The 6,633-nt window shown below is 60.2% G+C and carries 6 protein-coding genes and 2 tRNA genes; 4 read left to right on the forward strand and 4 right to left on the reverse strand.

The window, feature by feature from the left end:
• Positions 1–401: 401 nt before the first annotated feature.
• Positions 402–1,163 (reverse strand): SDR family NAD(P)-dependent oxidoreductase, encoded by a 762-nt coding sequence (locus BQ8482_RS32620; protein WP_123151297.1) that lies wholly within the window; start codon positions 1,161–1,163, stop codon positions 402–404.
• 101 nt (positions 1,164–1,264) lie between these two features.
• On the opposite strand from BQ8482_RS32620, the gene BQ8482_RS32625 reads away from it, so the two are divergent.
• Positions 1,265–2,188: a LysR family transcriptional regulator gene (locus BQ8482_RS32625; RefSeq protein ID WP_123151298.1), complete on the forward strand. Its 924-nt coding sequence runs from the start codon at positions 1,265–1,267 to the stop codon at positions 2,186–2,188.
• 345 nt (positions 2,189–2,533) lie between these two features.
• Here the strand turns inward: BQ8482_RS32625 and BQ8482_RS32635 are convergent, their stop codons facing one another.
• A complete protein-coding gene (locus BQ8482_RS32635; protein WP_123151299.1) occupies positions 2,534–3,535 on the reverse strand; it encodes a GlxA family transcriptional regulator in 1,002 nt (333 codons plus the stop codon).
• 127 nt (positions 3,536–3,662) lie between these two features.
• Between BQ8482_RS32635 and BQ8482_RS32640 the strand changes: the two genes are divergently transcribed.
• Positions 3,663–4,490 (forward strand): alpha/beta fold hydrolase, encoded by an 828-nt coding sequence (locus BQ8482_RS32640; protein ID WP_123151300.1) that lies wholly within the window; start codon positions 3,663–3,665, stop codon positions 4,488–4,490.
• Positions 4,491–4,623: 133 nt separating this feature from the next.
• On the opposite strand, the gene BQ8482_RS32645 is transcribed toward BQ8482_RS32640, so the two are convergent.
• Positions 4,624–4,700: transfer RNA gene (locus BQ8482_RS32645), tRNA-Pro, on the reverse strand.
• 939 nt (positions 4,701–5,639) lie between these two features.
• Positions 5,640–5,855 (reverse strand): hypothetical protein, encoded by a 216-nt coding sequence (locus tag BQ8482_RS32655; RefSeq protein ID WP_425294160.1) that lies wholly within the window; start codon positions 5,853–5,855, stop codon positions 5,640–5,642.
• A gap of 266 nt (positions 5,856–6,121) precedes the next feature.
• Between BQ8482_RS32655 and BQ8482_RS32660 the strand changes: the two genes are divergently transcribed.
• Together BQ8482_RS32660 and BQ8482_RS32665 are read left to right on the forward strand one after the other, a co-directional pair.
• Positions 6,122–6,427, forward strand: a complete 306-nt coding sequence (locus BQ8482_RS32660; RefSeq protein WP_027152615.1) for an ETC complex I subunit — start codon at positions 6,122–6,124, stop codon at positions 6,425–6,427.
• Positions 6,428–6,489: 62 nt separating this feature from the next.
• A tRNA-Arg gene (locus tag BQ8482_RS32665) sits at positions 6,490–6,566 on the forward strand.
• Positions 6,567–6,633: the final 67 nt, after the last annotated feature.

Below are 6,633 nucleotides of genomic sequence, written 5' to 3' on the forward strand. Positions count from 1 at the left end.
CACCGATTGGTCGAATGCGGAAAATGACCACCCCTGCCGGTGTCCCATTTCGGGAAACGATGACTGGCATCCATCTTGCAACGTCAGCCTTGCCGGCTAACCCCGGTCCTGATTGCGTATCAAATCAGGTTGTAGGCTCGCCGGGAGTTGAGGCGGTTGGGGTTCTCTTCCCGGCGAGCTTGCCTTCAATGAGGGGTGGCCAGTCGCGTATACGGCACTGGCAACAGCGCTCACGGACAATCGCAGTACCGCGCCGTCTTGGCCGTTATAATGGACCGTTGAATGGTCTATTTTCATCGTAAATATGAACCAGAGGATGGTCCATAGAAGAGGGGCCGATGCAGGTAGCCATTACAGAGGCCAAGGGACAGCTGACAGAATTGGTGCGTCGGTGGATCAACCTACGGCCGGAGACCCCCGATAGTGTACCCACCATCGACAGTGATCTCTTGCCCCGTGACGAAGTTTGCATCGTCTGAAAGTAACCAAGCAACTGTACCTGCGATATCTTCTGATACGCCGTTACGGCGGAGGGGCGTGTGGGCGGCTAGGCGCTTGGCAAAAACAGGGTCTATGACATCATCCGCCATCGGGGTCAGAATGATACCCGGATTGATGGCATTGATCCGGATGTTCCGAGGGCCTTGCTCGACCGCGAACGTACGCATCATGGCAAGCAATGCGCCCTTTGTACTCGCGTAAGCCCCGGCCCCCGGCATCACTGCGCCCGCCGTCCAGGAGGCGTTGATGAGTATGCTGCCGCCTTCCAGAAACGGCAGGCAATGCTTGATCGTAAAGAACGTCCCCCGAAGGTTGGTGCCGATCAGCACGTCGAAATCATCCGCGTCGGTCACTGCCAATTGTTTGAAGTCGCCCAAAATTCCGGCATTGGCGAATACGGCATCCAGTCTCCCGAAGCGTTCAATTATCTTCCCTACAGTCGCCGCGACTGCATCGTTGTCAGCAATATCGCAAGCAATCGCGACTGCGTTGCCGCCTGCTGCCTCGATGTCCGACTGCAATTGGCTGATCGGATCGTAACGGCGTCCGACAAGGGCAATCTGTGCACCTTCGTCAGCCAGCCGAAGGGCAGCGGCCCGCCCCATACCCGTTCCCGCACCCGTAACTAGAACCGTTTTGCCCATGAATCTGGTTTGTGCCATGTCTTTGTTCCTTCGGTGAATTGCAACATGGCAGCGTAATTCCTGTGCTATCTCATGATAATTCGGCAAAACGCTTATTCATTTGAAAGCAGAGGTATCGAATGGCTCTTTTTCGCTCCATGCAGGTTTTTGTCGCGACGGTCCAAGAGGGCTCAATGAGCGCTGCTTCGGCAAAACTCGGCATATCGCCAGCGATGGTGGGGCAACATGTGGCCGCGCTGGAGGAGCGGCTCGGCACACGCCTTCTGAATAGGACCACCCGCCGTCAGAGCTTGACGGATTTTGGCACGAGCTATGTCGAGCAGTGCCGGGACATCCTGGATCGTGTGGCTGTTGCGGATCAGGACGCAGAGGCATCTCAGACGAAACCTCGCGGGCTACTGAGGATCACAGCGCCGACGACTTTTGGGACGGAGGTTTTAATGCCAGCTTTGCAGCGTTATCGCGACATTGCCCCTGACGTGACGCTGGATATCACATTGACCGACCGCAATGTCGATATCGTGGAAGAAGGCTTCGACATCGCGTTTCGCATTGGAGCGTTGCCGGATAGCCGCCTTATTGCTCGTCACCTTGCTCCCTATCGAATGATGATTTGTGCTGCACCGGATTACCTTGCCCGCATGGGCACCCCGGATCATCCTCGCGAGCTTTCCGTCCACGAAGCCATCGGCTTTACCCCTGCAGCCCGGTCGCCCTGGAGGCTATCGAAAGGCAAGGATCTGGTCGAAGTCGCTCCCAAAATCTCGATCACCGTCAATAGTGGTCAGGCTGTCCGCATGGCTGCGCGTGCTGGGTTGGGCGTGATTATGCAACCATCCATACTGCTGACTTCGGATATACGCGCTGGCCTTCTCGTCCGGCTTTTCCCGGATTGGCACCTGAATGAACGGCCCATGTCTCTCATCTACCACCGTGACCGACGCATGGCGCCACGCCTAAGCAGCATCATTTCGTTTGCCATTGCAGAATTTGGCGCTCAGGTTGAGGGACAGGCAAATCGTCTCGTCGAAAGCGCTCGTTAAACATGGATTGTCTGCGCCAGATGCGCGCGACAATGCTGCGAGGTCGACGCTCCCGCCTATGAGCTCTCCCACGAGATAATGTCGGCGATAGATTTTGACCGAGAGCCATTCCACCCGCAGCCTGTGCATCGGCCGTTTTCGAACTGATGTTCGCAGGCGGGCATCCATAGAGATGAAACGCGCATTCAGCACAAAGGCTGGTCATTGCGCTGCTTTCGACGAAATATCTGCTGCCGCATTCGTCGCAACTCGTGATTGATCGGTCAGTCATTGGCTCACCCGCGCTTCCGCTTCAGTCCGATCGCCTCGCGCAGCCGTCGGGCAGTGCCGCCACTGCCGCCACGTTCAGATCCCACCGTCCGGCGGCGCCGCCCGTTCCACGCCGAAGCGCCTGCGGTAATCGCCGGGCACCAGGCCGGTTATCCTGGCGAAAACTTTGCGGAAGGAGCCAGGATCGTCATAGCCGACATCCCAGGCGATCTGGTCTATGGATCGGGTCGTCGCTTCCAGCATCTCACGCGCCTTGCCGACGCGCAGGTGCTGGCGATACTCGGTCGGCTTGAGGCCGGTGGCGTTGCGAAAGCGGCGCAAAAAGGTCCGCTCCTCCAAGGCCGCATGCTCCGCCATGGTGGCAAGCGTCACATCGCGCGCGCCTCTCGCCTGGAGCCAGTGCTGCACTTTGAGGATAGCTTCGTCGCGATGGCTCAGCCTGGGAGCAAAGGGGCTATAGAAGCGTTGCTCGCGCCCCGGCGGGTCCACCAGCATGAAGCGGGCGGTTTCTATCATCACGGTCGGCCCGAGCACCCTGTCGACGAGCTTCAGGCCGAGATCGGTCCAGGCCATGTAGCCGCCGGCGGTGATAATGTCGCCATCGTCGATGACCAGCTTGTCCGCATCCAGCACGATGTCGGGGAAGCGTATCGCCAGCGCGTCGCGATAGGCCCAGTGCGTGGTCGCCGCACGACCCGACAGCAGACCGGTCTCGGCAAGCACGAAGGCGCCGGCGCAGACCGAGCCGAGCGTCGCGCCCGCCGCATGGCGGGCCCTGAGCCAGTCGGCATAGGGCGCGGCCGCCTCGCGCGGAATCGGATCACCCAGGGTCGGAGGCAAGATGACCATGGCAGGTCCATGACCGGGGCCGGGCTCGCTGTCGAAGGTGCGGATGACGGTTTGGCTCGCCTCTTGCAACTGCCAATGGCTGACACGAAGCCTCAGCACGTCCGGCGACCGTTCGGCAGCCAGCCGGTTGGCCAGCTGGAAGAGATCGGTAAGCCCAAGAACGGCCGCTCCCTGAACGCCAGGATATACAACGAGGCCGATTTCGACCGGATCACGCGCCGCAATCATTTGTCAGTTTTGCCATGTACAATGTCTGTTTTGCCAATCCTCACCATGACTCCGTTGCAATAGCTTGTCCACAGAAGGAACGAACCTTCCCCCAACCATTCAGCCAACCACATCAAGGAGTACGACGATGAGCACATTCACCACCAAGGACGGCACCGAGATCTTCTACAAGGATTGGGGCACAGGGCAGCCAATCGTGTTCCATCACGGCTGGCCGCTCAGCGCCGACGACTGGGACAACCAGATGCTGTTCTTCCTCGACAAGGGCTATCGCGTGATCGCGCATGACCGGCGCGGGCACGGTCGCTCGACACAGACGGCAACCGGTAACGAGATGGACACCTATGCCGCCGATGTCGCGGCTCTGGTCGCTCACCTTGATCTCAAGAACGCCGTCCATATCGGCCACTCGACCGGCGGCGGCGAGGTGGCGCGTTACGTTGCCCGCTACGGTGGCGAGGGACGCGTCGCCAAGGCGGTGCTGATCGGCGCGGTGCCGCCGATCATGCTCAAGACCGACAGTAACCCCGGCGGCCTGCCGATCGAGGTCTTCGACGGCTTCCGTGCCGCTTTGGTCGCCAACCGCGCCCAGTTCTACAGGGATGTGCCGGCCGGCCCGTTCTACGGCTTCAATCGCGAGGGCGCCAAGGTCTCGCAAGGGGCTGTCGACAATTGGTGGCGCCAGGGCATGATGGGCGGAGCCAAGGCCCATTACGACTGCATCGAGGCCTTTTCCGAGACCGACTTTACGGAGGACCTTAAGAAGCTCGACGTGCCTGTCCTGATCATGCACGGCGATGACGACCAGATCGTGCCGATTGCCGACTCCGCTCTGCTTGCAGCCAAGCTGGTGAAGCACGGCACGCTCAAGGTCTACAAGGGCCTTCCGCACGGCATGTGCACCACCCACCCGGAGATCATCAATCCGGATCTCCTGGCGTTCATCCAAGGCTGACGCTTCGCAAGCTTCAGGCGGGCACGCCCGGAAATCCGGGCCGCCCGTCGGTCGCTGGGGTGCTTCGTCCGTCGCAGATGCTGTCCGGCGCAGCTGCGCCGGCACGGCTGCTGCTCGTCGCGGTGTGAATGAATGGTCGGAGTGGAGAGATTCGAACTCCCGACCCTCTGGTCCCAAACCAGATGCGCTACCAGGCTGCGCTACACTCCGAGTCCTTGCGGGCTATAGGGTTCCGGGCTTTGGAAGGCAACCCCCGAAACGACAAAAACGGAACGAACGCAATACAGTGACAGGGAGTTGCACGAAAAGTCCACCAAAAGTCCAACGGCTGTTCATCGCGCTCCTCATGGATAGAAAAATGAAGTAGCCGCGCCTTGTCGCCCTCTGGCGCTACCGGCTCGCGTTCAACTAGTCGGCGGCGCGTCAACCGGCGGCGGTGCTTGGAACATCAATCGCTTCGCCAGCAAGAAAGCTGCTTGAATTGAGCGATCCTCAGCCCGTCACCAACGATATCATCCTCAGAATTCTGCATCTTGTTCTCATCGAAATCCGCGCGACCGACAACCTGGGAAAGGCTTAGCTAGCCAATCGCAACGCCGCTCTGGCGGCCAATAGCTTGTGCTTTTCAAAGATCGCTACCTTCTGCGGATAAGTGATCCGCACCTTGGCGTTGCACCCGTCGCATCTGAAGTGCGCGATCGTTTTTAGCGCGGAGCCCTTCCTTACCGCCGGATGCGAGCAATCCGGACATTCGAATGTGAGCGCAACATCAGACAAGTCTTCGGCTAAGCCCATTTCCGTCCCCTTCGCAAGCGCTGTGGCTGGCGAGTCTCAATTAGCAATTCAGATGTAGCAATTCAGATGCCAATCCCATTGTCCCAAAGCGAGACGAGAACGATTTGCTTCGGGATTGGCCAAGCGCCTTGGGCGCCCGACACAACGTGCTCGTCAGCAGCTCCCGCTAAGAGCTGATTACCGCGGCCCGAGTCCTTGCGGGCTATAGGTTGCGGGCTTGGCTGCGCAACCCCTTGAAAAGACGAGAACGGAACAAACGGTAGGCCCGGGCCGAGAGCGGGGCCGGAAATGCAGCCAGCCGGGTCCAGCGCAACGGTTTCGTAGCGCCGTCTCGGCGCCCAGGTTGCTGTCCGGTCAGACCTTCACCAAGGCGGCCGTCGCATACATGAAGGCGACGCCGGCCGCCAGCCCACCCAGGACCGGCGGCGTGAAGAAGGCATCGAGACCCTTCTGGCTGCGGCGCATCAGATAGGCGCCGACCTCGACGATGACCTGCAGGATCGTCCCGGCGCCGATGGCAAGCGCCAGCGCCGACCATTGCGGCGCATAGGCCAGGCTGCCGAGCCGCATGCCGAGAACCGCAGGCCCGCCTGCTAGCAAGGTCAGGCCGGCGAACGTCCACAGCGGTGGCCGCTCCTTGTTAGTTCTGCGTTGTAGCAAACTGCTCAGGCTGATTGAGGGGATGGGTTCTTTTGCCGTGAACCCTCGCGCGATCATCGTCGGTGGCCCGCCGTACCGAAGGGGTACGGCAGGCAGCGGCCTTGCCGCCGGCGGCATTGCGCAGTAATGACGGGAATACAGCGGCGGTGCCGCTTGCACGTAGCAACGAGGTGTCCATGTCCGCGCGCATTTTCAGCCCAGCCAAAACCGCGATGCAGTCCGGCAAGGCCAAGACCGGCCACTGGGTGCTGGAATTCGATCCCGAGATGCGCAAGAAAATCGATCCGCTGATGGGCTATACCACGTCGGGTGACATGCGGAGCCAGATCAGGCTCACCTTCGATACCCGGGAAGAGGCGGTGGCCTATGCGGAGAAAGAGGGGCTGGCCTACCGTGTTGAGGAGCCGAAGGAATCCAAGCGCCGCCAGATTTCCTATGCGGAAAATTTCCGCTATGACCGCAGGACGCCCTGGACACATTGACCGGCAAATGCCGGGCAGCCGTCCCAGCGCATAACTCAGCCGGCCCTTGGCGTCGGCCCAGCGGTCCCGTAGCTCAGCTGGATAGAGCACCGGCCTTCTAAGCCGATGGTCACAGGTTCGAATCCTGTCGGGATCGCCAGTATTTTCAAGGTCCATTCTGGAGGTTACGGTTTATACCGGAGACATGGTGAAGTGCACCCCTCGGG

The organism is Mesorhizobium delmotii, assembly GCF_900149755.1.
Classification (GTDB): domain Bacteria; phylum Pseudomonadota; class Alphaproteobacteria; order Rhizobiales; family Rhizobiaceae; genus Mesorhizobium; species Mesorhizobium delmotii.

Bases quoted from the DNA above. Each gene is read 5' to 3' on its own strand.
- BQ8482_RS32620 (WP_123151297.1), bottom strand. From the start codon at position 1,163: ATGGCACAAACCAGATTCATGGGCAAAACGGTTCTAGTTACGGGTGCG.
- BQ8482_RS32625 (WP_123151298.1), top strand. From the start codon at position 1,265: ATGGCTCTTTTTCGCTCCATGCAGGTTTTTGTCGCGACGGTCCAAGAG.
- BQ8482_RS32635 (WP_123151299.1), bottom strand. From the start codon at position 3,535: ATGATTGCGGCGCGTGATCCGGTCGAAATCGGCCTCGTTGTATATCCT.
- BQ8482_RS32640 (WP_123151300.1), top strand. From the start codon at position 3,663: ATGAGCACATTCACCACCAAGGACGGCACCGAGATCTTCTACAAGGAT.
- BQ8482_RS32655 (WP_425294160.1), bottom strand. From the start codon at position 5,855: ATGCGGCTCGGCAGCCTGGCCTATGCGCCGCAATGGTCGGCGCTGGCG.
- BQ8482_RS32660 (WP_027152615.1), top strand. From the start codon at position 6,122: ATGTCCGCGCGCATTTTCAGCCCAGCCAAAACCGCGATGCAGTCCGGC.